Source organism: Rhodococcus sp. MS16 (assembly GCF_013277795.1).
GTDB lineage: Bacteria > Actinomycetota > Actinomycetes > Mycobacteriales > Mycobacteriaceae > Rhodococcus_F > Rhodococcus_F globerula.
The window spans coordinates 280,485-303,108 of the sequence record NZ_VBTM01000004.1 but is presented as its reverse complement, the minus strand read 5'-3'; the positions used below and the strand labels follow the sequence as shown (position 1 = coordinate 303,108).

The 22,624-nt window shown below is 60.6% G+C and carries 19 protein-coding genes and 1 pseudogene; 10 read left to right on the top strand and 10 right to left on the bottom strand.

Annotated features, from left to right (window positions below; genetic code table 11):
- Positions 1 to 10: 10 nt before the first annotated feature.
- On the bottom strand, positions 11 to 838 hold the full coding sequence (locus tag FEZ60_RS10910; RefSeq protein ID WP_033231089.1) for an NUDIX domain-containing protein: 828 nt from the start codon (positions 836 to 838) through the stop codon (positions 11 to 13).
- Positions 839 to 849: 11 nt separating this feature from the next.
- Positions 850 to 1,683 carry an ABC transporter ATP-binding protein gene (locus FEZ60_RS10905; protein ID WP_045070408.1) on the bottom strand — a complete coding sequence of 278 codons (834 nt, stop codon included), beginning with the start codon at positions 1,681 to 1,683 and terminating at the stop codon, positions 850 to 852.
- A gap of 51 nt (positions 1,684 to 1,734) precedes the next feature.
- Between FEZ60_RS10905 and glgX the strand changes: the two are divergent.
- Positions 1,735 to 3,675: pseudogene (gene glgX / locus FEZ60_RS10900) on the top strand (glycogen debranching protein GlgX); the annotation flags it as partial.
- Positions 3,676 to 3,689: 14 nt separating this feature from the next.
- Here glgX and FEZ60_RS32440 read toward each other — a convergent pair.
- The 4 genes from FEZ60_RS32440 to ctaD all read right to left on the bottom strand — a co-directional run bounded on the left by FEZ60_RS32440 (position 3,690) and on the right by ctaD (position 8,374).
- Positions 3,690 to 4,379 carry a membrane protein gene (locus tag FEZ60_RS32440; RefSeq protein WP_242484567.1) on the bottom strand — a complete coding sequence of 230 codons (690 nt, stop codon included), beginning with the start codon at positions 4,377 to 4,379 and terminating at the stop codon, positions 3,690 to 3,692.
- A 120-nt stretch (positions 4,380 to 4,499) separates the two neighbouring features.
- Positions 4,500 to 5,273, bottom strand: coding sequence for a peptidyl-tRNA hydrolase (locus FEZ60_RS10890; RefSeq protein ID WP_141484485.1), 774 nt, complete (start codon positions 5,271 to 5,273; stop codon positions 4,500 to 4,502).
- Entirely contained in the window at positions 5,270 to 6,490 is a 1,221-nt protein-coding gene (gene serB / locus FEZ60_RS10885; protein WP_033231092.1) for a phosphoserine phosphatase SerB, read from the bottom strand. Before serB ends, FEZ60_RS10890 begins: the two co-directional genes overlap by 4 nt.
- Positions 6,491 to 6,640: 150 nt before the next feature.
- Complete coding sequence (ctaD, locus tag FEZ60_RS10880; RefSeq protein ID WP_072782333.1) at positions 6,641 to 8,374, bottom strand: cytochrome c oxidase subunit I; 1,734 nt, start codon at positions 8,372 to 8,374, stop codon at positions 6,641 to 6,643.
- 359 nt (positions 8,375 to 8,733) lie between these two features.
- Between ctaD and FEZ60_RS10875 the strand changes: the two genes are divergently transcribed.
- The 6 genes from FEZ60_RS10875 (at position 8,734) to FEZ60_RS10850 (ending at position 15,703) form a co-directional block, all read left to right on the top strand.
- Positions 8,734 to 9,726 carry an ABC transporter substrate-binding protein gene (locus tag FEZ60_RS10875; protein ID WP_172936095.1) on the top strand — a complete coding sequence of 331 codons (993 nt, stop codon included), beginning with the start codon at positions 8,734 to 8,736 and terminating at the stop codon, positions 9,724 to 9,726.
- A 37-nt stretch (positions 9,727 to 9,763) separates the two neighbouring features.
- Positions 9,764 to 10,828, top strand: coding sequence for an iron-siderophore ABC transporter substrate-binding protein (locus tag FEZ60_RS10870; RefSeq protein WP_172936094.1), 1,065 nt, complete (start codon positions 9,764 to 9,766; stop codon positions 10,826 to 10,828).
- Between the two features lie 4 nt (positions 10,829 to 10,832).
- Positions 10,833 to 11,309 carry an NUDIX domain-containing protein gene (locus tag FEZ60_RS10865; RefSeq protein WP_172936093.1) on the top strand — a complete coding sequence of 159 codons (477 nt, stop codon included), beginning with the start codon at positions 10,833 to 10,835 and terminating at the stop codon, positions 11,307 to 11,309.
- 1,030 nt (positions 11,310 to 12,339) lie between these two features.
- Positions 12,340 to 13,374 (top strand): ABC-three component system protein, encoded by a 1,035-nt coding sequence (locus FEZ60_RS10860; RefSeq protein ID WP_172936092.1) that lies wholly within the window; start codon positions 12,340 to 12,342, stop codon positions 13,372 to 13,374.
- Positions 13,371 to 13,844, top strand: a complete 474-nt coding sequence (locus FEZ60_RS10855) for an ABC-three component system middle component 2 (protein WP_172936091.1) — start codon at positions 13,371 to 13,373, stop codon at positions 13,842 to 13,844. The genes FEZ60_RS10860 and FEZ60_RS10855 overlap by 4 nt, the downstream gene beginning before the upstream one ends.
- A complete protein-coding gene (locus FEZ60_RS10850) occupies positions 13,841 to 15,703 on the top strand; it encodes an AAA family ATPase (RefSeq protein WP_172936090.1) in 1,863 nt (620 codons plus the stop codon). The genes FEZ60_RS10855 and FEZ60_RS10850 overlap by 4 nt, the downstream gene beginning before the upstream one ends.
- A 408-nt stretch (positions 15,704 to 16,111) precedes the next feature.
- Here the strand turns inward: FEZ60_RS10850 and nrdF are convergent, their stop codons facing one another.
- Complete coding sequence (nrdF, locus tag FEZ60_RS10845; RefSeq protein ID WP_033231096.1) at positions 16,112 to 17,077, bottom strand: class 1b ribonucleoside-diphosphate reductase subunit beta; 966 nt, start codon at positions 17,075 to 17,077, stop codon at positions 16,112 to 16,114.
- 171 nt (positions 17,078 to 17,248) lie between these two features.
- Here nrdF and FEZ60_RS10840 point away from each other — a divergent pair, with 171 nt between their 5' ends.
- Both FEZ60_RS10840 and FEZ60_RS10835 read left to right on the top strand, forming a co-directional pair.
- A complete protein-coding gene (locus tag FEZ60_RS10840; RefSeq protein WP_033231097.1) occupies positions 17,249 to 18,166 on the top strand; it encodes an SPFH domain-containing protein in 918 nt (305 codons plus the stop codon).
- Between the two features lie 12 nt (positions 18,167 to 18,178).
- A complete protein-coding gene (locus tag FEZ60_RS10835; protein WP_020969285.1) occupies positions 18,179 to 18,391 on the top strand; it encodes a hypothetical protein in 213 nt (70 codons plus the stop codon).
- Between the two features lie 70 nt (positions 18,392 to 18,461).
- On the opposite strand, the gene nrdE is transcribed toward FEZ60_RS10835, so the two are convergent.
- The 3 genes from nrdE to FEZ60_RS10820 all read right to left on the bottom strand — a co-directional run bounded on the left by nrdE (position 18,462) and on the right by FEZ60_RS10820 (position 21,414).
- Positions 18,462 to 20,543 carry a class 1b ribonucleoside-diphosphate reductase subunit alpha gene (gene nrdE, locus FEZ60_RS10830; protein WP_230589977.1) on the bottom strand — a complete coding sequence of 694 codons (2,082 nt, stop codon included), beginning with the start codon at positions 20,541 to 20,543 and terminating at the stop codon, positions 18,462 to 18,464.
- A 59-nt stretch (positions 20,544 to 20,602) separates the two neighbouring features.
- Positions 20,603 to 21,082, bottom strand: coding sequence for a class Ib ribonucleoside-diphosphate reductase assembly flavoprotein NrdI (gene nrdI / locus FEZ60_RS10825; protein WP_033231099.1), 480 nt, complete (start codon positions 21,080 to 21,082; stop codon positions 20,603 to 20,605).
- A gap of 101 nt (positions 21,083 to 21,183) precedes the next feature.
- The gene (locus FEZ60_RS10820) at positions 21,184 to 21,414 is read right to left on the bottom strand and encodes a redoxin NrdH (RefSeq protein WP_033231100.1); all 231 of its coding nucleotides are present in this window, start codon (positions 21,412 to 21,414) and stop codon (positions 21,184 to 21,186) included.
- 302 nt (positions 21,415 to 21,716) lie between these two features.
- Here FEZ60_RS10820 and FEZ60_RS10815 point away from each other — a divergent pair, with 302 nt between their 5' ends.
- Positions 21,717 to 22,556, top strand: coding sequence for a siderophore-interacting protein (locus FEZ60_RS10815; RefSeq protein ID WP_172936089.1), 840 nt, complete (start codon positions 21,717 to 21,719; stop codon positions 22,554 to 22,556).
- Positions 22,557 to 22,624 lie beyond the last annotated feature (68 nt).

The window sequence follows — 22,624 nt, the reverse complement described above, 5'->3', positions numbered from 1 at the left end:
GCCCTGGAGATTACTTGGCGGGCCGGGCAGCCCAAGGATGCGGCCCGGGGATGTAGTAGTCATCCTGATTCGGGAAGTCGATCCGGAACGTCGTCTCGTCGCGGTAGAGCGTCGGGAGGATGATCGGAATCTCGGGTTCGGCCGCCAAGACGTCGGCAACGGAGTTGTACTTCGCCAACTCCGTCAGCTGAGTCCAGGTGGGCGGCAACAGGATACTGTCGCCGGCGCGCCAATGGTCCAGCGCGTCCTGCGGACTCTGCCAGCGAACCTCGGCTGCCTCGGAGGTAACTCCATCGGCCACCTGGCCCTCGGGTGAGGCGGCCACGAAGAAGCGAGTGTCGTATCGACGGGCCTCACCGATCGGGGTGATCCAGTTCGCCCACGGACGCAACAGATCGGTACGCAGAACCAGATTCTCCTGCTTGAGGAAATCGCTGAACGTGAGTTCGTGGTTCTCGAGAGCCACCCGCGACGCCGAGTAGCCGGACGTGTCTGCGACGACGGTATCCGCACTCGGCCCGGCGAGCAGGACACCGCATTCCTCGAACGTCTCACGGACTGCTGCCAGCACGAGCGCCTTGGCTCGCGCGACATCGGTGCTGAAACGCTCCGCCCACCACTGAGCCGACGGACCCGCCCACTCGACCTCGGCCGTGCCGTCGGACTTGTCGACGCCGCCGCCGGGGAACACGGTCATCCCGCCGGCAAACGCCATCCCCTTCACCCGCTGGAGCAGGAATATCTCGATGCCCGATGCCGCGTTTTCCGCGTCGCGCACCAGAATCACCGTCGATGCGTCCTTGGGTGTGGGGACAGCGTCCGCAAACTCGTTAGCCATGTTTCGGGAACCTACACCGTCACGGGTGCCCGGTGTGCTCCGGATGCTCGCGTACGACGCGCGAAGTACCGACCGTCGACCTGATCGAGGGTGATCGACTGACTGAACGCGTTGCTGAGGTTCTCGGCGGTGATGACGTCCTCGAGCAGCCCCTGCGCCACGACGCCACCTTCCTTGAGCAGGAGGGCATGAGTGAATCCCGGCGGGATCTCCTCGACGTGGTGGGTGATCAGGACAGTGGCGGGCGCGTCGGGATCGGCCGCGAGTACAGCGAGGCGGGCGACCAGTTCTTCGCGGCCACCAAGGTCGAGGCCGGCTGCGGGTTCGTCGAGCAGCAGCAGTTCAGGATCGGTCATCAGGGCACGCGCGATGAGCACTCGCTTACGTTCGCCCTCGGAAAGAGTCCCGTACGTGCGGTCCGCGAGATGTTCGGCGCCGAGGCTCTCGAGCATCTCGACGGCACGGGATGTGTCCATCGACTCGTACTCCTCGCGCCAGCGGCCGAGAACCGCATAGCCAGCCGAGACAACAAGGTCGCTGACCTTCTCGTCGGCGGGTACCCGGTTGGCCAGCGAGGACGACGACAGGCCGATGCGCGGCTTGAGTTCGTTGACGTCGACGCGGCCGAGCACCTCGCCGAGCAGATGCGCGGTACCGCTGGTGGGAAACACCTCGCCGGCCGCGATACGCAGCAGCGACGTCTTGCCCGCACCGTTGGGTCCGAGCACCACCCATCGCTCGTCGAGCTCCACCTTCCACGTCACCGGACCCACAAGAGTGGACCCGCCGCGGCGGATGAGAACGTTGTCGAAATCGATGAGCAGGTCAGGATCAGGTGTTGGCACCCGACCATCTTCCCGCACATTCTCCGGCCATCCACGGCAGGATCTACTTGCGTGTCGCCTCTAGATGAATCTCACACCCCACTTCCGGGTTCTCCGTTCCCACTCGGAGCGACCGTCGTCGACGGCGGAACCCAGTTTGCCGTCCATTCGCCGGACGCCACCGCGGTACAGATCTGCCTGATCAACAATGCCGGCCGAGAACAGCGTGTGAACCTCCGCCAACACACGTACGGAATCTGGCACGGAGTGATCAACGGCGTCGGGGCCGGGCAACGTTACGGCGTCCGCGCCGACGGACCGTGGAGTCCGCGGACAGGTCAGCGGTTCAATCCCCACAAACTTCTGATCGACCCGTGGGCGCGCCGCATCGAAGGTGACCTCGGCGACGCTGCAGCGCTGCGCGACTACCAACACGATCCGTTCGGCGAACCGTCGACGGTCGACTCGCTCGGCCACGTCCCCGTCTGCGTCGTGACGGCCGGTCTGACACCGCCGCACCATCGACTCGAGACACCGTGGGAGGAGACGGTGATCTACGAACTCCACGTCGGCGCCTTCACCGCCACTCATCCCGACGTACCGATCGCGCACCGCGGAACGTATCTCGGGCTTGCAGCCCCAGCCATCGTCGACTATCTCGTCGGCCTTGGCGTCACGGCCGTGGAACTGCTTCCCGTCCAAGCATTTCTGACCGAAGACAGCGTTCGGTCGCGCGGAATGCGCAATCACTGGGGCTATTCGACGGCGTCGTACTTCGCGCCGCACCCCGGATATGCGGCTACCCCGGGCAACGAGGTCTCCGAGTTCCGGTTCATGGTCGACGCGTTGCACAACGCCGGAATCGAAGTGATTCTCGACGTCGTCTACAACCACACTTGTGAGCAAGGCGTCGACGGAATCAGCGTCAGCTGGCGCGGACTGGATGCGCGCGGCTACTACCTCCTGAGCGAAAACGGCAGCGATATCGACCTGACCGGGTGCGGCAATACCGTCGACGCCTCCTCCCCTGCCTCGGTGCGCATGATTACCGACAGCCTGCGTTACTGGGCCGATGAGATGGGCGTCGACGGCTTCCGTTTCGACCTCGCGAGCGCGCTGGGACGACCACGCGGCGGCGCCTTCGATTCGCGAGCTGCCGTGCTCTCGGCGATCTCGTCCGATCCTGTCCTGACGCGTCGAAAATTGATCGCCGAACCGTGGGACGCCACCGGCGACGGCTATCAGGTGGGCAACTTCGGCCTCCAGTGGTCCGAGTGGAATGACAAGTACCGCAGCAGTATTCGACGCTTTTGGAACGGCGACTCCAGCGTCCGGGAAGTTGCGTCACGGCTCGCAGGTTCGGAGGACGTCTTTGCCGGCAACGGCCGGCGGCCGTGGGCATCGATCAACTTCGTGACCGCCCACGACGGCTTCACCGCGGCCGATCTCGTGTCGTACAACACGAAACACAACGAGGCCAACGGTGAGGACAACCGTGACGGCGCCGACAACAACGATTCGTTCAACCACGGAATCGAAGGCCCCAGTTACGACAGCGACGTCATCGAAGCCCGTCGCCGACACGTCCGGGCACTCCTGGCAACACTCGTCCTCTCCACCGGCACACCGATGCTGACCGCAGGCGACGAGTTCGGACGCAGCCTCGGCGGCAACAACAACGCGTATTGCGTTCCCACGCATGCAACGCCGGCACAATCGTGGGCACTCGATTGGTCGAGTGCGGATCCCACCCTGATCAGTTTTGTCTCCCGAGCACTTGCACTGCGCAGATCGGCACCTGCCCTCCGGCAACCTGAGTTCTTCGAGGGGCGCCGACGCATCGACCATCCCGACCTCGTCTGGTTCGACTCCACCGGAACCGAATTCGACGACAGCGCCTGGTACGACGAGCGCAACCGAACAGTGCAAGCGTGGATAGACGGCGCCGACGTCCGCTCGCACACGCGCGCCGGGCGACCACTCGGCGACAGCAGCTGGCTACTGATCCTGCATTCCGGCGGACCAGCTCAGATCACGGTCGGAACCCCGGAATGGTTCGACGGTTCACTGGTGCCGGTTTTCGACTCGGCCACCGCCACCGGCGAACCAGGGTCGGCCGGCCCCGTCGCAGTAGGTTCCACGCTGACGGTGAGCGGTCCGACGGTCCTGGCCTTGCGCGTCCCTGTCACTGCCGCCGTCATGGAGTCCGGCAGCACCTTGATCAGAAGCTGAATGGTGGGTCCGATCCCCAAGGCGTACAGCACGGTTCCCACACCGACCGTGCCGCCGAGGACCCACCCCACGGCAAGGACAACAACCTCGATGCTGGTCCGAACCAGCCGAACGGACAGCCCGGTGCGCGCGACAAATCCCGTCATCAACCCGTCGCGTGGGCCGGGGCCCATGCCCGCTCCGATGTACAGGACACTGGCCAACCCGTTGAGAAGAACACCGGATACCAGCATGAGGATTCGAACTGGCATGGAATCAAAGTCTGGCAAAAAGGCCAGTGAGGTATCCACTGAAATGGCGATGACAACAACGTTGGCGACGGTTCCGAATCCCGGTCGTTGACGTAGCGGGATCCATAACAACAGCACAAGCGCACCGGTGATCGCGGTGATGACGCCAAAACTCAAAGAGAACCGCTCTGCCACACCCTGGTGGAAAACATCCCAGGGGTCCAAGCCGAGCCCGGCGGCGATCATCATCGCCATCGAGAAGCCGTACAGCCACAGGCCGAGGAACAGCGAGGCAAATCTACGTATGAGCACTCAGCCATCCTGCAGGCTCACTGGACACTTAACCCATAGCCAAGATGGCGATACTGGACTGGTCTAGCCGGGAACCGCAATCACCGTCATCGACCCGGGCGCCACTTCGGTGTATCCCGCATCCCTGACGGCGACGGCGTCGGAACTCAGCCGAGCCACAGCATCCGCCCATTGCGCCGGGTCCGCGTCACGAACCGAACACCGGAATCCGGCCTGAGCCCAGCGCCAGGCTTCCTCGTCGGACATGGCCGCCGCCAACAGCATTGACGCATGACCGACCTGTGCCGATGCTTTTCCCACGGTCATCTCGAGCGCGGGGTCAATCCACAGCACGGGCAGCTCAGGTATGGGCGGACCCGGGTTGTCGTGTTCGAGATCGGTGCCGCCGATCTGCATCTTCTTGATCCGCGGATCAAGTTCCCCGACAGGTCCGGGCACCAGAGCCCGGGCCTGGGCACCGCCGACCTCGACAGTGATTCCCGCGACATCCTGCGCCGCCAACCACTGCGCTCCCCGCGCGCGGCGCGACACCTTACGGATACGCCCACTCACCCATGCCGTGAAGTTGCCTTGCCACGGGCCGGGTTCGCCGTCCTCGGCCAACCCGACTCGCTCGTCGAGACACAAAGCGACCGCCGCCGATGCGGCCGCTTCCAGGAGCGAACTGCGCAGGGGCGGATCAGCTTTCGGGATATGCAGGACGATCGGCATCGCCAAAACCTGGGCGGGGTCGGCCGGATCGGGTCGGCCACCGTAACCCGCAGCCAGCACGGCGTGCCGGGCGCGCCAGAGCGCGTCCGGGCCCGACATCACCGCGGCGCAGGGGTCGTCGATCATGGGATCGGCACGCGCCGAACGCCGCCGTCGATCGCGTCTGCTGCTTCGACCTCGTCGCGAGTCACGCCGAGGATGAAGAGCACGGCGTCGAGGAACGGATGCGACAGCGCCGCGTCGGCAACCTCGCGCAGTGCCGGCTTCGCGTTGAACGCCACACCCAGGCCGGCAGCATTGAGCATGTCGATGTCGTTTGCGCCGTCACCGACGGCCACGGTCTGTTCCATGGGGACGCCGACCTGATCGGCGAACTTCCGGAGCGCGACCGCCTTGGCGGCGCGGTCGACAATTTCGCCGATCACTCGGCCGGTCAACTTGCCGTCGACGATTTCCAGGGTGTTGGCGTGAACGAAGTCCAGTTCGAGTTCGTGTGCCAATCCTTCGATGACCTGACGGAATCCGCCGGAGACAACGCCGCAATGGAAGCCGAGACGACGCAAGGTGCGGATGGTGGTGCGTGCACCTGGAGTCAGTTCGATGCTCGCAGCTACCTCGTCGATCACCGAGGCGTCCAGTCCCGCGAGGGTGGCCACCCGCTGATGAAGCGATTCGGTGAAGTCGATCTCGCCGCGCATCGCAGCTTCCGTGACAGCGCGAACCTCGTCTTCGACGCCGGCCTTGGCAGCGAGCATCTCGATGACTTCACCCTGAACGAGCGTCGAGTCGACGTCGAACACGATGAGACGCTTGGCGCGCCTTGCCAAACCGGCGCGCTCGACCGCGATGTCGACGTTCTCGAGTGCTGCGACTTCGGCAAGACCGGTGCGCAACTTCGCGTCTGCGTCGGCGCTGCCGGCGGAGCTGACACTGAGTTCCAGGCCTGTCACCGGGTAATCGGCAACACCGCGAATGGAATCGATGTTGGCGCCCTGCTTGGCCAACTCGCGTGCCACTCCGCGCATCGCGCGAGCATTCACGGGACTGCCGAGAACGACAACGGCGTGGGTGGACACAGCGGGCCGACCGGGATCTGCGCCGATTTCGATGTCGACGTTCATGCCGACCGTCGCCATCGCCTGCTCGAGTTCTTCTTGCAGCGCCTCCGGATCGTTCGGGCATGCAACGAGGACGCCGAGCGTGAGCCGACCTCGGATGACCACCTGCTCGACGTCGAGCAGGCTCACATTGTGCCGCGACAGTGCGGCAAACAGTACCGAGGTGACACCGGGCCGGTCAGGCCCGGTCACGGTCACCAGAACAGTGGTGTCTGAGGCACCCACCGAGAACTCCGATCATTTCTTGGAAATCGTGTCGTGATCGACATGCGTCGACACCTATTGTGCCAATCGGCAATCGAACAAGCGAAAGGCCCCACCCGTTGTTCGGGCGGGGCCTTTGGCGTTGACCTACGTGTAGGTCGGGTTGCTCATTTAGTGAGAACTGCCTTCGAGGGCGTCGTTCTTACTGTTGTGGCCGGGGCCGACGTGCGCTTCTGCGCGCATCCGCTCAACCATGTGCGGGTAGTGCAGTTCGAATGCCGGACGCTCGCTGCGGATGCGCGGCAACTCGGTGAAGTTGTGACGCGGCGGCGGGCAACTGGTTGCCCATTCGAGCGAGTTTCCGTAACCCCACGGGTCGTCGACCGTGACAACTTCGCCGTAGCGGTAGCTCTTGAAGACGTTCCAGATGAACGGCAGCGTCGAGGCACCGAGTACGAAGGCAAAGATTGTCGAGACCGTGTTCAGCGACGTGAAGCCGTCGGACGGCAGGTAGTCGGCGTAGCGACGCGGCATGCCTTCGGCGCCGAGCCAGTGCTGCACGAGGAACGTGCCGTGGAAGCCGACGAACGTGGTCCAGAAGTGCCACTTGCCGAGGCGCTCGTCCATCATGCGGCCGGTCATCTTCGGGAACCAGAAGTAGATACCGGCGTAGGTGGCGAACACAACGGTGCCGAAGACCACGTAGTGGAAGTGGGCAACCACGAAGTAGCTGTCCGTGACGTGGAAGTCGAGCGGCGGGCTCGCGAGGATGACACCCGACAGACCACCGAAGAGGAAGGTGATCAGGAAGCCGATCGAGAAGAGCATCGGCGACTCGAAGGTCAATTGCCCCTTCCACATCGTTCCGATCCAGTTGAATATCTTCACGCCTGTCGGCACTGCGATCAAGAACGTCATGAACGAGAAGTACGGGAGCAGAACAGCGCCGGTTGCGTACATGTGGTGCGCCCACACGGCGATCGACAGAGCTGCAATGGCGAGCGTTGCGTACACCAGACCGCTGTAGCCGAAGATCGGCTTACGGCTGAAGACCGGGAAGATCTCCGAGACGATGCCGAAGAACGGCAGCGCGATGATGTACACCTCGGGGTGACCGAAGAACCAGAACAGGTGCTGCCAGAGCAACACACCGCCTGTTGCCGGGTCGAAGATGTGACCACCCAGATGTCGGTCGACGAACAGGCCGAGCAGTGCAGCGGTCAGCAGCGGGAACGCCAGCAGGATGAGAATGCTGGTGATGAAGATGTTCCAGGTGAAGATCGGCATGCGGAACATGGTCATACCGGGTGCACGCAGGCAGATCACGGTGGTGATCATGTTGACGCCACCGAGGATGGTGCCGAGACCACCGACAGCGAGGCCCATGATCCAGAGGTCAGCGCCGACGCCCGGAGAATGCAGTGCATTCGTCAACGGGGTGTAGGCGGTCCAACCGAAGTCGGCTGCGCCACCGGGGGTCACGAATCCGGCCGTCGCGATGATCGCACCGAACAGGTACAGCCAGTAGCTGAACGCGTTCAGACGCGGGAACGCAACGTCGGGCGCGCCGATCTGCAGCGGAAGAATGTAGTTGGCGAAACCGAAGACGATCGGCGTCGCGTACAGCAGCAGCATGATGGTGCCGTGCATGGTGAACAGCTGGTTGAACTGTTCGTTCGAGAGAAACTGCATGCCGGGCACAGCTAGCTCGGCACGCATCATCAGTGCCATGAGGCCACCGATGAGGAAGAAGGCGATGGAAGTCGCCAAGTACATGATTCCGAGCACCTTGGGGTCGGTGGTCGTGATCATCTTGAAAATGAATGAGCCCTTGGGTCCCTGCCGCGGCGGGTAAGGCCTGGCTGCAGCTATCGCGGGGACTGGCTGGGGCGCTACGGCAGTCACTGATCCTCCTGAATGTGCCTTTGGTCGCTCCGCAGACTCCTTCGACAGAGCCTTTGGTCGCGCCGCAGGGTCCATTTCCCGGCGTGCGGGAAACGGCTTCTGGCTTGCGCTCATCGAATCGTAGACCGTGACCGTGACGCCTCGCGACCCGGTCCTACTCAGCGTCGTACTCGAGGGACCGTTTTGGCTCCCACTAAACGATCGACCTGCGGTTTATGTTCCCGAAGTGACGAGTGTGATCTCGTGTTGCGGCGTGTCGCACCTTGATTTCGCATCGCCAGGGAGTCGAAGCCCGAACTGTCCCGTTGTTCGGTCTGGTTGTTAAGGTCTGGCTTGCCTAACCTAGTACAGGAGTACCCGTGAAACACTTTGCTCGCCGAACCGCGGCGATTTCCGTCGTTGCCGCCCTGGCGTTGATCGTCCCCGCATGTTCGAGTGACGAGCCGGACACCACCGCGACGTCGACCGAACAGGGGGCATTTCCCCGCACGATCGAACACTTCCGCGGTAGCACCGAGATTCCGTCGCAGCCCAAGCGAATCGTTGCGCTCGACAACAGCTTCACCGACGCCACACTGCTCCTCGAGTCACCCCTCGTGGGATACGTCGACTACCGCGAGCCGGGATTGCCCGAATACCTCGGATCAACCCGCGACGAGTTCGCGGCCGACGCAATTTCCGTCGGAACAGTCGGCGCCGTAAGCCTCGAGAAGATCGCGGCACTCCAGCCCGATCTGATCATCTCGGCTGAAGTCCGCGACGGCAAGAACTACGAACAACTCTCCGCTATCGCCCCGACCGTGTTCACCCAAACGACGGGACCGACGTGGAAGGCCAACATCCGACTCGTCGGTGAGGCTCTCGGCAAGGAAGATCTTGCCGAGCAGAAGATCGGCGAATACGAAGCGCGTGCCGCCTCCGTCGGAAGCGCCGTCAACCAGGCCGCGAACAACCCGGTCATCTCCGTCGTCCGCTTCGCCGGCGAACCGACAGCACGCCTGTACCGCACCACCTCGTTCAGCGGCATCGTCCTCGAGGACGCCGGCCTCGCCCGCCCGAGCAACCAGGGCCCCGATCCTGCCGACCCGGGCAATATCATGATGAAGATCAGTCCAGAGCTGATCAACGAGGCCGACGCCGACGTCATCTTCGTCAGCACGTGGCAGGATCCCGAGGGCAAGAGCGCCGAAGCCGCGAAGCCGTTCCTCACGAGTCCGCTGTGGCAAACTCTGCGTGGCCGTACTGTCGACGTCGACGATTCGGAGTGGATGTCTCCGGTCAGTATTCAGGGCGCGCACCTGATTCTGGACGACCTCGCGGACACGTTCGGAGTGGACAAGTCGAGCAGCTAACCTAAAGCGGCGCCCGCCCACACAGGAAGCCGTCGACTTGACCGTTCTCTCCCGCATTACCGTTCGCCGCGTCTCGATACTCGGCATCGCAGCCACACTCCTTGTATTGAGTGGTTGTTCGTCGGACACCTCCGACGACATCGCCAGCAGCATCGTGCGGACCACGACGTCAATCGCCGGAGCCGGTGTCATGGGGCTCGCGCGCGATACGGCGAGCGCGTGCCCCACCCCGACGGCGGCCGACGCCGGAGCCGGACCCACGGTGACGCGACAGGTCGCGCACACGGCAGGCACGGCCGAGGTTCCTTCGGATCCTGCGCGCATCGTTGTGCTCGACAGTGCGTCGATGGACGCGGTGTGTGCATTGGGATTGTGGGAACGTGTGGTGGGCGCCGCGACGGGCGTCGATTCACCTCAGCCGTCGTACCTCGGTTTCGGCATTTCGGAGATTCCGAGCGTCGGCCCGGTAAGCGCGCCCGATATCACTGCAATCAAGGCAGCAGCACCGGATCTGATTCTCGGATCGAGCCCGGCGTCGGCGGACCTGTACGGGCAACTGACCGGGATCGCCCCGACAGTGTTTGCCGGTTCCGACCCGGTCTACTGGAAGTCGCAGTTCGCTCTGGCCGGCCAGGCTCTCGGCCGATCCGCCGCAGCAGCAGCCGCTCTGGACGGTTACCAACGGGACGCTCGGGAACTGGGCGAGTCTCTCAATTCGGCGCAGACGCAGGCATCTGTGGTGCGGTTCGATTCGGACTCGCTGAACATCGAGGGCCCCGCCTCGTTCTCGGGTCAGATTCTGAGCGATGTCGGGGTGCGCCGGCCTCCGGCACAACGACTCACCGACACCGTGACCGCCGAGGTTCCCGCCGACGATCTCAGCGCCGCCGAAGGGGATCTGATCTACGTGCTGTTCGACGGTCCGAACGGACTGAAGTACGGAACCGAGGTGATGAAGAGCGACCAGTGGCACGATCTGGGAGCGCCCTCCGGGAACCGTGTCTTCGTCGCCGAGGACGAGATCTGGAACGGCAACGGTATGACTGCCGCGCGCGCGGTTCTCGACGACCTTCAGCACACCCTCAACGGATACGCGAGCTGACGCGATGCCGATCCCTGAGTTCATTGTCGAGTTGCGCGAAAAAATCGGTCACGCGCCACTGTGGCTGTCCGGAGTCAGTGTCGTCATCCGCGACGACGAGGGCCGCGTGCTCCTCACCCGCCGCGCCGACAACGGATTGTGGGCAGTGGTGTCCGGCGTTCTCGAGCCCGGCGAGGAACCCGCGTCGGCTGCCGTTCGCGAAGCCAAGGAAGAGACGGGCGTCGACGCGGAGTTGGTTCGCATCACGAGTGTTGATGTGACAGAACCTATTACGTACCCCAATGGGGATATCACGCAATATCTCGACGTTTGTTTCCTGGCCCGCTGGACGAGCGGCGACGCGCATGTCGCGGACGACGAGAATCTCGAGGTTGCGTGGTTCGAGCCCGACAACCTGCCGTCGGATCTGACCGACACGTCGCGCCTGCGTCTGGAAAAAGCGTTGCAGGACAAGGCAGAAGCCTGGTTCTCGGCGAGCTAGCCCTCCCCTACCGACATGCCGCTGACGACGGGTCAGGATTTCCACGACGATGTATTTGTCTTGCGACGACTTGTTTCATACCGACCATTGTTGTTGACTGCTGCAACCAGTCGGTGTCGTGAAATCGCGCGAGCAACAGAGTCTGGCAGAACACGTAGGCAAATTCTTGCCGAAAAGCCTCAAGCGCTTCGTCCGGCGATCACCCTTTCATCCGGGCTCGATCCGCCATCATCAGAAACGTCGGGGTCTGCTCACCGAATTCCTCTTTTCAAGTTGAGCAGAAACCAAGTGACATCACGATCGATGCCGAATCTTTTGGCGTATAGGTTTGAACACGTTCGGCGTCGTCAATGCTGTGCTAGATCTACACCATGCACTGGATCAAATGTTCGGCGTCCGAGTTTATGTCTCATGGCGCATGATCTGAACTGGATCGCTCGAGGCGAACAAAAGTTGCCCGGGTATCGAAAATCCAATGCTGTTTGATCCTCCAGCAGTGATTTTCAGTGTTGATGGATCCTCGCGAGCGAATCTCTAGAAGTCCGAATTCCAATCAGGAAGCGCGAAATTATGCGTTTTTCCAACAACTAGAAACTCCCACCTTCCGCGTGTCACTCGTGCTCAAAACCCGTTCCTCCTGTCAAAGCCGTATCAGCGGCTAACTAGTAAGTGCGGAGGTTACAGCTACAGCGAGTTCCCCAGGAACTAAGACGGAACTCATACATGCGCACGCCACTACGGTCTCGTTGACTAGCAAGCTCCTGGACTACCGACATCCTGAGAGTCTGATACTCCCGGAGGAGAGATAATGTGCAAGTTCTCACTGCGAGTGCCGCGCAGGCGATGACCGCGCAGTCCCTCAGTCTCGGGGATCGACCACAGGACCGCTCCTGCTGGTAGTAAGGTGACCGCTGGACAATCTAAAGGACCTTGAAACACTGAGGCTCGATTTCGTAGCACAGTGTCGGACAAGAGCACGGAACACAGAAAGTGCAATTATGGCAATGGTGGCACAGGAAGGACGACGCCCATGAGCAAAGCACTTCCTACAGAGCTGACCGCCGCGCAGGCCATCTCCTACTACTCCGGCGATGAGTGGGAGATATTCGTTGCCGAACTTGTCGAAGGACTTAGCGCCGACAGCGCTTATGTGCTTGTCAAGCGTATGGGTGGACCTGGCGACTTGGGGATCGATATTGCAGGCTTCAAGAGTTCCCAAGGATTCGAAGCATCGTGGGATGGATATCAATGTAAGCAATATGCAAAACCGCTCAGTCCAGCGGCTGCTTGGGTCGAGATCCTTAAAGTAATCCGGGCCGTCGTTGCTGAAGAATGTGTAATGCCAGAAGCGTATATATTCATGGCACCGAAAGGCGTTGGATTAAGCTTGAATAAATTGCTTAGACAACCCTCAAAGGCAAAGTTGGAGTTTAGTAAATGGCTTCAAGATCACAACCCGACGCCTGCCATGTCTCCACTTGAGCGTGCGTCCGTAGAAAAACAGATGAGTGAGACCGATTTCTCAATCTTCGACGCTATGCAACCACGCGAGATTATAACCTTACATTCCAAGACACGCTACCACTCCCTCCGATTTTCGACGCCACTTCCAGATCGAAATGTAACAGTTCCCGACGATATCGGCGGGCTTACCGGGGAAGAAGCCCGATACGTCGATCAGCTTGTTGCTGTCTACCAACAACGCCACCCCGATGACATTTTGACTCGCGAAACCGTGGCCGAACACCCGGCTAAAGGCACGCATTTCCGCCGCCAGCGTCGAGCATTTTTTAGAGCTGAGACTCTACGCGTATATGCACGAGAATCAACCCCGCCCGGGACGTTTGAAGATCTACAGAGCGATCTACATGCCGGAGTCATTGAAGTCGCAGACAACGACCACGCCGACGGATACGCGCGCGTCCAAAGTGTTCTATCCGAATCTGGGAAGATTGACCTAGCAAATCATCGCCTCGTCGAAAAAACCGACCACGAGGATCGCAAGGGAATTTGCCATCAACTCGTCAATGACGAGCGTCTAACGTGGATCGACGGTACGCAATGAAACCGTTCAATACGCCAATTGAAGTGGCCGTCCGGGTACTGAATGTCTTGGCAGAATCGCATCCACGTGCCTTGGACATCGGGATGCTCGTGATGTTGGATCATGTGGTACTTAACACCGCTGACCTTGGCGGACCGCCCAGCATTCAACCCGCATTACCCGCGCGCGTGGGGCAGATAGCGGTTAAGCGGCCCGCCATACAGCATGGCCTTCGTGTCCTACTCAAAGCTAACCTGGTAGAACCACAAGCCAGTGATAGCGGCATCGAATATCTCGCCAGGGAAGAATCTCAATACTTTCTCGACCTTCTTGATTCTTCGTACGCACAAAAACTCGCTACCCGGAGTCGGTGGGCTATCGAACACTTCGGCATACTGAGTACAGCTGAGATGCGCGTTCAGATGCGCTTGTTCCTAGATGCATGGGTTGAGGAATTTGACTTGAGCGAGAACTCTAGGACTGCCCAATGACGAACAGAATTCTGATAACGCATTTGGCATTCATTGGGGAAAATGTGCCGACCGCGCAAGTGGAATTCGGGCCTGGAGTTACCATCATCCGTGGCCCTTCGGACACAGGCAAGTCGTTCATTGCGGACTCAATCGACTACATGCTTGGAGGCAGCACCCTCCGCACGATCCCTCAAAGCGCAGGGTATTCGACCATCCTCCTGGGGATGAAGCTCCCGGACGGCACTCAGATAACACTCGCGCGCGGCGTCAAAGGCGGTGGGTTCTCTCTATACGAGGGCAAGCTGACGAAGCTTCCCGAGAACCCGCCTCAGCGGACTCTTGGAGAAAAGCACGATGCTCGGTCGGAGAACAACCTTTCCAACTTCTTACTTGCACATCTGGATATTTCGGGTCGGCAACTTCGCCGGAACCAGAGCAATGAAAAGGATTCTCTGAGTTTCCGAGACCTAGCTCGCCTATGTGTAATAGACGAGAACCAAATTCAGTCGCCCACCCCTCCCCCATTGTCTGGGCAGCGCACGAGCGAGACCAAAGAAAAGTCAGCACTCAAAATGCTGCTCCTCGATGAGGATGATTCCGCCCTAATAACAGTGTCAAAACCGGCCGAACGCAAAGCCGTGGGCAAGGCAAAATCCGAAGTACTCTACCAACTTCTGGCTGACGCACGGAGGAAGATCGAGGCACACCCGAGCCGACAATCTTTGAAGGATCAGCTTGTTCTTATGGAGTCTTCTATTTCTGCAGCAAGCGGGGCGATCGAGAGTTCGTCGCAGGCTCGAGCAAGGATTGCTCAGGATTTAGCCACCGTACAAAACAGTCTGCAAGATGTCCGCCGCCGGTTGCGCGAACTCCAAGGACTTCAGTCAAGGTTTGCATTGCTTTCTGAGCAGTACGACCTAGACATAGAACGACTCGACATGGTCCACGAAGCTGGCGGTTTACTGGGATATTTGTCCCCCGGCACCTGTCCATTCTGTGGGGCCGAGGAAAATCATCAGAAAGACACTTTCGGCAACACGCATGGCAATTTGCCCTTTGGATCAGTCATCAAAGGCGAACGCGCCAAAACTGAAGGACTCCGCGCCGATATTGAACTTGCCATGGAAGACCTGGATAGCGAGGCTCAGCGACTCAAGACACGCGAAGCAGCCCTAACGCAAGAAATCGATGATGGGCAGCGTGCGGTAAGGCAGGCGGACCTCGACCTCCGACCCCACCAATCTGGGCTCGCCGAACTCATCGGCACCCGATTGAGTGTGGAAACCGCTTTGGTGGTGCATGAACAAATTTACGATCTTGAAGAACTACTCAAAACCGTCGAGTTTGAATCGAAGCCGGTGAAGGCGATCGCAGCAGAGCCTCTATCCGTAGAGGCGGCAACGGGACTGTCGGAACATATTCAGGAGCGCTTGATCGCCTGGGGTTTCCCCAACGCCGATAACGTTAGATTCGATCGGAGTGATTTTGACATCGTCGACGACGAACAGCTTCGCTCTGCCCACGGCAAGGGAGTCAGGGCCGTTCTACATTCGGCGTTCACTTTGGCCTTGGCAGATCATTGCTTTGCCAATGATCTGCCGCACCCTGGGTTCGTTGTTCTAGATTCCCCGTTGGTGACCTATAAGCCTCCGAAACCAGGTGCCGAGGCGGAGACAGATGAGGAGTCCAAGCGGCGGCTTGACCCATCAGTCATCGGAAGGTTCTATCGTGATCTCCAGGAGAACGTTACTGCCCAGGTCATCGTAATGGAGAACACCGATCCCCCGGATGAACTGGCTGTGGAAACTTCGGACATCGAGTTTACGGCGTCCACCGAAGGCCGTTGGGGATTCCTCGCACGATCCAGGAAGGTCTAGCTTCAACGGTGCGACACATTGAATCAGGTAGCGAATAGTCCGACACCTGGTTCGTACAATACTGTGGATGCTAGTGCCTTGTTCTCAAGGTTTTCGATGGACAGCTTTCGCGGGTAGCTGAGCGCGGATTTCGTCCATCCAACGGTATGCGGGTTCCAACCGCGTGTTCGACTGGCTCGCGGACGCAAGGACGATAATCCTTGCTCGCTGCGCCACACCAGCACGTATCAGTGTCCCCCGGCGTGCCCTACCGAACGGATGCTGATGTCAATTACTGGCCTCCCCAGTTCATCGAACGGAAGCAAACTGCCCGGAACTGCAGAATCCCTGCAGTTCCGGGCCTCCCATCAGCCCTTACGGGCAGGACCTAAAACAGCGACCTTAAAATCCTAGAAATCCCAGAAAATCCTAGAAGTCCCAGTCGTCGTCTTCGGTGTTGATGGCCTTGCCGATGACGTAGGAGCTGCCCGAGCCGGAGAAGAAGTCGTGATTCTCGTCGGCGTTGGGTGAAAGTGCCGACAGGATAGCCGGATTGACGTCCGTCTCGTCCTTCGGGAACAGGCCTTCGTAACCGAGATTGTTGAGCGCCTTGTTCGCGTTGTAACGCAGGAACTTCTTGACGTCCTCGGTCAGTCCGACCTCGTCATAGAGATCCTGGGTGTACTCGACCTCGTTCTCGTACAGCTCGAAGAGAAGCTCGAACGTGTAGTTCTTGAGCTCTTCGCGCTCTGCCTCGGACAGCTGCTCGAGGCCCTTCTGGTACTTGTAGCCGATGTAGTACCCGTGCACGGCCTCGTCGCGGATGATGAGGCGGATGAGGTCGGCCGTGTTGGTGAGCTTGGCCCGCGAGGACCAGTACATCGGCAGGTAGAAGCCCGAGTAGAAGAGGAAGCTCTCGAGCAGGGTCGACGCGACCTTGCGCTTGAGCGGCGACTCACCGTTGTAGTAGTCGAGAACGATCTGAGCCTTGCGCTGCAGGTTCGGGTTTTCCTCCGACCAGCGGAAGGCGTCGTCGATGTCGGGCGTGGAGCACAGCGTCGAGAAGATGGAGCTGTAGCTCTTGGCGTGCACCGATTCCATGAAGGCGATGTTGGTGTACACCGCTTCTTCGTGTGGAGTGATGGCGTCGGGGATGAGGCTGACGGCGCCGACGGTTCCCTGAATGGTGTCGAGCAGCGTCAGACCCGTGAATACGCGCATCGTGAGCTGCTGCTCAGGCGCGGTCAGAGTCCCCCAGGACGGGATGTCGTTGGAGACCGGCACCTTTTCGGGCAGCCAGAAGTTACTGACGAGGCGGTCCCACACCTCGGCGTCCTTCTCGTCCTGGACGCGATTCCAGTTGATTGCGGAAACGCGACTGACCAGCTTGACCATGATTCCTACCTAGCGCGAGAGATACTGCCGAATGTTGGCTTGCCTGAACACTACCCGTTGTGTCCGACTCCAGACGCCAACACAACAAGATGTGTCGTACGCGCCCACCCGCCAACGCGAAAAATGTGATATCAATTAAATATCACTTACCGATGAGGAAGCGAGTCTCACATGACCAGCACGCCCACCGTGGCCGAGAAACCAACCGGAGTTGCCACCACCACAATCGCCGAACGCCCAGGTTGGGACCTGTCGGGCAGTTGGATGCTCCTCGGCGGATTGATTCTGTTCCTCGGCGGAATCGCCCTGGCTGTTGTCGGAGGGCTCCTCGGACTCATAGCGCTGATCCCGATCGGAGTGGTGCTGTTCCTCGCGTCACTCCCCGCACTGATCGGCCTGACACTGGTGCAGCCGAACCAGGCGCGTGTTCTGCAATTCCTGGGAAGTTCGTACAGCGGCACATTGCGCACCCCCGGACTGCGCTGGACAAACCCGCTGACCGTGCGTCGTTCCATCTCCACCCGCATCAGAAACCACGAGACCGGCCAGTCCAAGGTCAACGACGCCGACGGCAACCCCATCGAGATCTCGGCCGTTGTCGTCTGGCAGGTGGCCGACACCGCGCTCGCGTCATTTCAGGTGGACGACTACGAGGAGTTCGTCTCGGTTCAGACCGAGGCAGCTGTACGCCACATCGCCGGCAGTTACCCGTACGACGCCGAAGGCCGAGTCTCGTTGCGGGAGAACGCCGACATCATTACAACGACGCTGTCGGAGGAAGTTCACGCCCGCGTGCGGGCGGCAGGGGTCGAAGTGATCGAGACCCGCATCAACCGGCTTTCCTACGCACCGGAAATCGCCAGCGCGATGCTGCGCCGCCAACAGGCGGGCGCTGTCATCGCAGCCCGGACTCAGATCGTCGAAGGCGCAGTGTCGATGGTGGACATGGCACTCAAGCAGCTGGAGGAAAAGCACGTCGTCGAACTCGACGAGGAACGCAAGGCCACGATGATCAGTAACCTTCTGGTCGTGCTGTGCGGTGACCGCGACGCACAACCGGTGCTCAACACCGGTTCGCTCTACCAGTAAAGGGAAGGCCACATGGCCACGGATCCAGCTCCGAGATCAGAGCGGAAGAAGATCCTTCTTCGGTTGGACCCGGCGGTGCACGACGCTCTTGCCCGCTGGGCCGCCGACGACCTCCGAAGTACCAATGCCCAGATCGAATTCCTACTCCGACGGGCGCTCACCGAGCACGGCCGAATGCCGAAGAACGCCGGCAAGATGCATGGTCCCGGCCGGCCGCCGTCCTAGCAGAGAAAATGCCCCCGTGCGCCTTTCCGGTAGTGGTTACTACCAAAAAGGCGCACGGGGGCGGAGCTCTTTACAGCATGCAGGAAACGCAGCCCTCGACCTCGGTGCCTTCGAGTGCCAGCTGACGCAGACGGATGTAGTAGAGCGTCTTGATGCCCTTACGCCATGCGTAGATCTGCGCCTTGTTGATGTCGCGGGTGGTGGCGGTGTCCTTGAAGAACAAGGTCAGGGACAGGCCCTGGTCGACGTGCTGCGTTGCGGCAGCGTAGGTGTCGACGATCTTCTCGTACCCGATCTCGTAGGCATCCTGGTAGTACTCCAGGTTGTCGTTGGTCAGGTAGGGCGCCGGGTAGTAGACGCGACCGATCTTGCCTTCCTTGCGGATCTCGATCTTCGATGCCACCGGGTGGATGGAGCTGGTGGAGTAGTTGATGTACGAGATCGAACCGGTGGGCGGCACGGCCTGCAGGTTCTGGTTGTAGATGCCGTGCTTCTGCACCGACGCCTTCAGCTCACGCCAGTCGTCCTGCGTCGGAATGTGAAGGTCGGCGGCGGCGAACAGTCCACGAACCTTCTCCGTGGCCGGCTCCCACACCTGGTCGGTGTACTTGTCGAAGAATTCACCCGACGCGTACTTCGACTGCGGGAAGCCCTTGAAGTAGGAACCGCGCTCGATGGAGATCCGGTTCGATGCCCGCAGAGCGTGGAACAACACGGTGTAGAAGTAGATGTTCGTGAAGTCGATGCCTTCTTCGCTGCCGTAGAAGATTCGCTCACGAGCAAGGTAGCCGTGCAGGTTCATCTGGCCGAGACCGATGGCGTGAGAGTCGTTGTTGCCCTGCTCGATCGACGGCACGGAGTAGATGTGCGTCTGATCCGACACCGCGGTCAAGCCGCGGATCGCGACCTCGATGGTCTTGGCGAAGTCGGGCGAGTCCATGGTCTTCGCGATGTTCAGCGAACCTAGGTTGCAGGAGATGTCCTTGCCGACGTGGCTGTAGGTCAGGTCCTCGTTGAACTCGGACGGCGTGGAGACCTGCAGGATCTCCGAGCACAGGTTCGAGTGCGTGATCTTGCCTTCGATGGGGTTGGCCTTGTTCACCGTGTCCTCGAACATGATGTACGGGTAGCCCGATTCGAACTGCAACTCTGCGACGGTCTGGAAGAATTCGCGAGCCTTGATCTTGGACTTGCGAATTCGCTTGTCGTCGACCATCTCGTAGTACTTCTCGGAGACGTTGATGTCGGAGAACGGAACGCCGTAGATGCGCTCGACGTCGTACGGCGAGAACAGGTACATGTCCTCGTTCTTCTTCGCCAGCTCGAACGTGATGTCCGGGATCACGATGCCGAGCGACAGCGTCTTGATGCGGATCTTCTCGTCGGCGTTTTCACGCTTGGTGTCGAGGAAGCGGTAGATGTCGGGGTGGTGTGCGTGCAGGTAGACGGCACCGGCACCCTGACGCGCTCCGAGCTGGTTTGCGTACGAGAACGAGTCCTCGAGGAGCTTCATGATCGGGATGACACCCGAGCTCTGGTTCTCGATCTTCTTGATCGGCGCACCATGCTCACGAATGTTGGTGAGCAGCAACGCAACTCCGCCGCCACGCTTGGAGAGCTGCAGAGCCGAGTTGATGGAGCGCCCGATGGACTCCATGTTGTCTTCGATGCGAAGGAGGAAGCAGGATACGGGCTCGCCGCGCTGCTTCTTGCCGGAGTTGAGGAATGTGGGGGTTGCGGGCTGGAAGCGACCGGCAATGATCTCGTCGACAAGTTCGACGGCCAGATCTTCGTTGCCGGCAGCCAACGTCAGGGCCACCATGCACACGCGGTCTTCGAAACGCTCGAGGTAGCGCTTTCCGTCGAACGTCTTGAGCGTGTAGGACGTGTAGTACTTGAACGCGCCCAGGAACGTCGGGAAGCGGAACTTCTTGGAGTACGCGTGATCGATCAGGAACTTCACGAACGTACGTGAATACTGATCGAGAACCTCAGGCTCGTAGTAGTTTTCCTCGACGAGGTAGTCGAGCTTCTCGTCGAGATTGTGGAAGAACACCGTGTTCTGGTTGACGTGCTGCAGGAAGTACTGACGGGCCGCCGCGACATCCATCTCGAACTGGATCTCGCCGTTTGCGCCGTACAGGTTGAGCATGGCATTGAGTGCGTGGTAGTCGAGACCGTTGGTGGAATCACCGCCGCGTGCGTCACGTTCTACGCTTCCAGCCGCGATCGTGTCAGTGATGGTTGGCGCCACTGCCCGTTCTCCTTCTCTGCTTCGAGATGATTCCAGAACTCCCCCAAGCCTTCTCGTACCCGTTCGACGTCCTCGGCAGTGCCCATGAGTTCGAAGCGGTACAGAAAAGGAACGTGGCATTTCTGGGAAATGATGTTTCCTGCGTAACAAAAGGATTCACCGAAATTGGTGTTTCCTGCCGCGATCACAGCTCTGATCAACGACCTGTTGTGTGGATTGTTCAAAAAACGAATGACCGGCTTGGGCACATAGCTGGTGTCGCGGCCTGTCACTGTTGCCCCGCCGCCGTAAGTCGGCAGGATCAGTACATAGGGCTCGTCGACGAGAAATGAGCCGTCACGGTCATGGATGGGTATGCGTGTCGCAGGCAGCCCGAGACGTTGAACGAATCGGTGGGTGTTCTCCGACACGCTGGAGAAATAAACCAGCGAAGTCATCGGTTGTCACCATTTCCTCATGCGGTGCCCGGAACTTTCGACTATTCAACACTTTCAACTACAGGGCCGACAGCGTCGTCGGCCACCGACGCGGTCGCGCTTCAAGCAGCGACGGCCAGCGTCTTGATGCGATCGGGACGGAAACCCGACCAGTGATCTTCACCGGCAACCACGACGGGTGCCTGGAGGTATCCGAGCGCCATGACGTAGTCACGTGCCTCGGCATCCTCGGTGATGTCGATGATGTCGTATTCGAGACCGGCCTTGTCGAGGGCGCGGTAGGTGGCATTGCACTGAACGCAAGCGGGCTTGGTGTAGACGGTGATGCTCATGAGAGTCCCTCTTTCGCTTAGCCAACAAAGGCCGATGTAGTGATGTTCAGCACCGATTCGACCGATTGCCGGAGCTTCGCTCGAGGCGTTCCGCGTTGTGGTCTCTCAGTGCTCAAGACACTACACCTAGTGGCCGACAGAATCACATAACCGAAGATGTTGTGAGTCACATAGATGAAATTCCCAGGTCGACCCAGCTCAGCACCCATAACTCCGCGCCAATTCCACGCTGTGTCGGCGTGTCGGCGCTCACATGTGCGCCGCCTACTCGACCGGGTCTCGGAACACCCCGCAGCTCTACCATGAGCGACGTGGAATCAGCCCCGATCGACCTCCCCAGCGACGAAGCCCCACGCCACCTGGCATCTGTTCTCGAGGCAACGCAGATAACGCCAGGGATGCGCAGAATCACCTTCGGCGGCGCCGGCCTGGCCGACTTCGTATCAAGTGCCCTACCCGACGAACGGGTGCTTGTCCGGTTCCCACTCGAGCCCCCACACGCGCGTAGTTACACAGTGCGCCGCTGGAGCGCGGACACCGGCGAGCTCGATATCGACTTCGTTCTGCACGGACACGGCGGGGCGGCGCGCTGGGCCGAGACGGCTATCCCCGGCGACACTGTGCACCTGTCGAGCGCCAACGGATGGTTCCGCCCGCCCGAGAACATCGAGTGGCTGACGTTGCTCGCCGACCACGCCGCACTCCCCGCAGTCGGCCGAATTCTCGAGAGCCTGCCGGCCGGGATTTCCGTACAGCTGATCGCGCAGATTCCCGATCCGAGCGAGCAGCAGAGCTTCACGACCGCAGCCGACGCCGACATCCGATGGATCGGTGACGCCGACTCCCTTCTCACCGAGTTGGCCGCCGATCCCCTACCTCCCGGCACCGGATACGTCTGGTGCGCACTCGAGGCCGCAGCAGCGCGCAAGGTTCGCGCCTACCTGCGTCACACGCTGAAGATCCCCGTGACCGCCATGCACACCATGGGTTACTGGCGCGCCGACAAGGAGAACTGGGAACGTCGCTATGCTCTCGTCGCGGAGCGCATCGACGAGGCAATGGGCGCAGCAATGATGGCGGGCAAGGACTTCGAGTCCGTTCGTGATGCCGTCGACGCCGCCATGGAACGCGAAGGCCTGTAGCGCGGCCGACCCCGGCTGACATGAAACGAGGGTCACGCCTGTCCGGCGTGACCCTCGTTCGAGAACTG

What these genes read in the sequence shown, in the direction of transcription:
- nrdI (WP_033231099.1), bottom strand. Translation starts at nt 21,082, where the DNA reads ATGACTTCGCTGGTTTATTTCTCCAGCGTGTCGGAGAACACCCACCGA.
- FEZ60_RS10850 (WP_172936090.1), top strand. Translation starts at nt 13,841, where the DNA reads ATGACGAACAGAATTCTGATAACGCATTTGGCATTCATTGGGGAAAAT.
- nrdF (WP_033231096.1), bottom strand. Translation starts at nt 17,077, where the DNA reads ATGGTCAAGCTGGTCAGTCGCGTTTCCGCAATCAACTGGAATCGCGTC.
- FEZ60_RS10835 (WP_020969285.1), top strand. Translation starts at nt 18,179, where the DNA reads ATGGCCACGGATCCAGCTCCGAGATCAGAGCGGAAGAAGATCCTTCTT.
- FEZ60_RS10890 (WP_141484485.1), bottom strand. Translation starts at nt 5,273, where the DNA reads ATGATCGACGACCCCTGCGCCGCGGTGATGTCGGGCCCGGACGCGCTC.
- FEZ60_RS10840 (WP_033231097.1), top strand. Translation starts at nt 17,249, where the DNA reads ATGACCAGCACGCCCACCGTGGCCGAGAAACCAACCGGAGTTGCCACC.
- FEZ60_RS10860 (WP_172936092.1), top strand. Translation starts at nt 12,340, where the DNA reads ATGAGCAAAGCACTTCCTACAGAGCTGACCGCCGCGCAGGCCATCTCC.
- FEZ60_RS10865 (WP_172936093.1), top strand. Translation starts at nt 10,833, where the DNA reads ATGCCGATCCCTGAGTTCATTGTCGAGTTGCGCGAAAAAATCGGTCAC.
- FEZ60_RS32440 (WP_242484567.1), bottom strand. Translation starts at nt 4,379, where the DNA reads ATGGCGATGATGATCGCCGCCGGGCTCGGCTTGGACCCCTGGGATGTT.
- FEZ60_RS10820 (WP_033231100.1), bottom strand. Translation starts at nt 21,414, where the DNA reads ATGAGCATCACCGTCTACACCAAGCCCGCTTGCGTTCAGTGCAATGCC.
- FEZ60_RS10910 (WP_033231089.1), bottom strand. Translation starts at nt 838, where the DNA reads ATGGCTAACGAGTTTGCGGACGCTGTCCCCACACCCAAGGACGCATCG.
- FEZ60_RS10815 (WP_172936089.1), top strand. Translation starts at nt 21,717, where the DNA reads ATGAGCGACGTGGAATCAGCCCCGATCGACCTCCCCAGCGACGAAGCC.
- FEZ60_RS10855 (WP_172936091.1), top strand. Translation starts at nt 13,371, where the DNA reads ATGAAACCGTTCAATACGCCAATTGAAGTGGCCGTCCGGGTACTGAAT.
- nrdE (WP_230589977.1), bottom strand. Translation starts at nt 20,543, where the DNA reads ATGCTCAACCTGTACGGCGCAAACGGCGAGATCCAGTTCGAGATGGAT.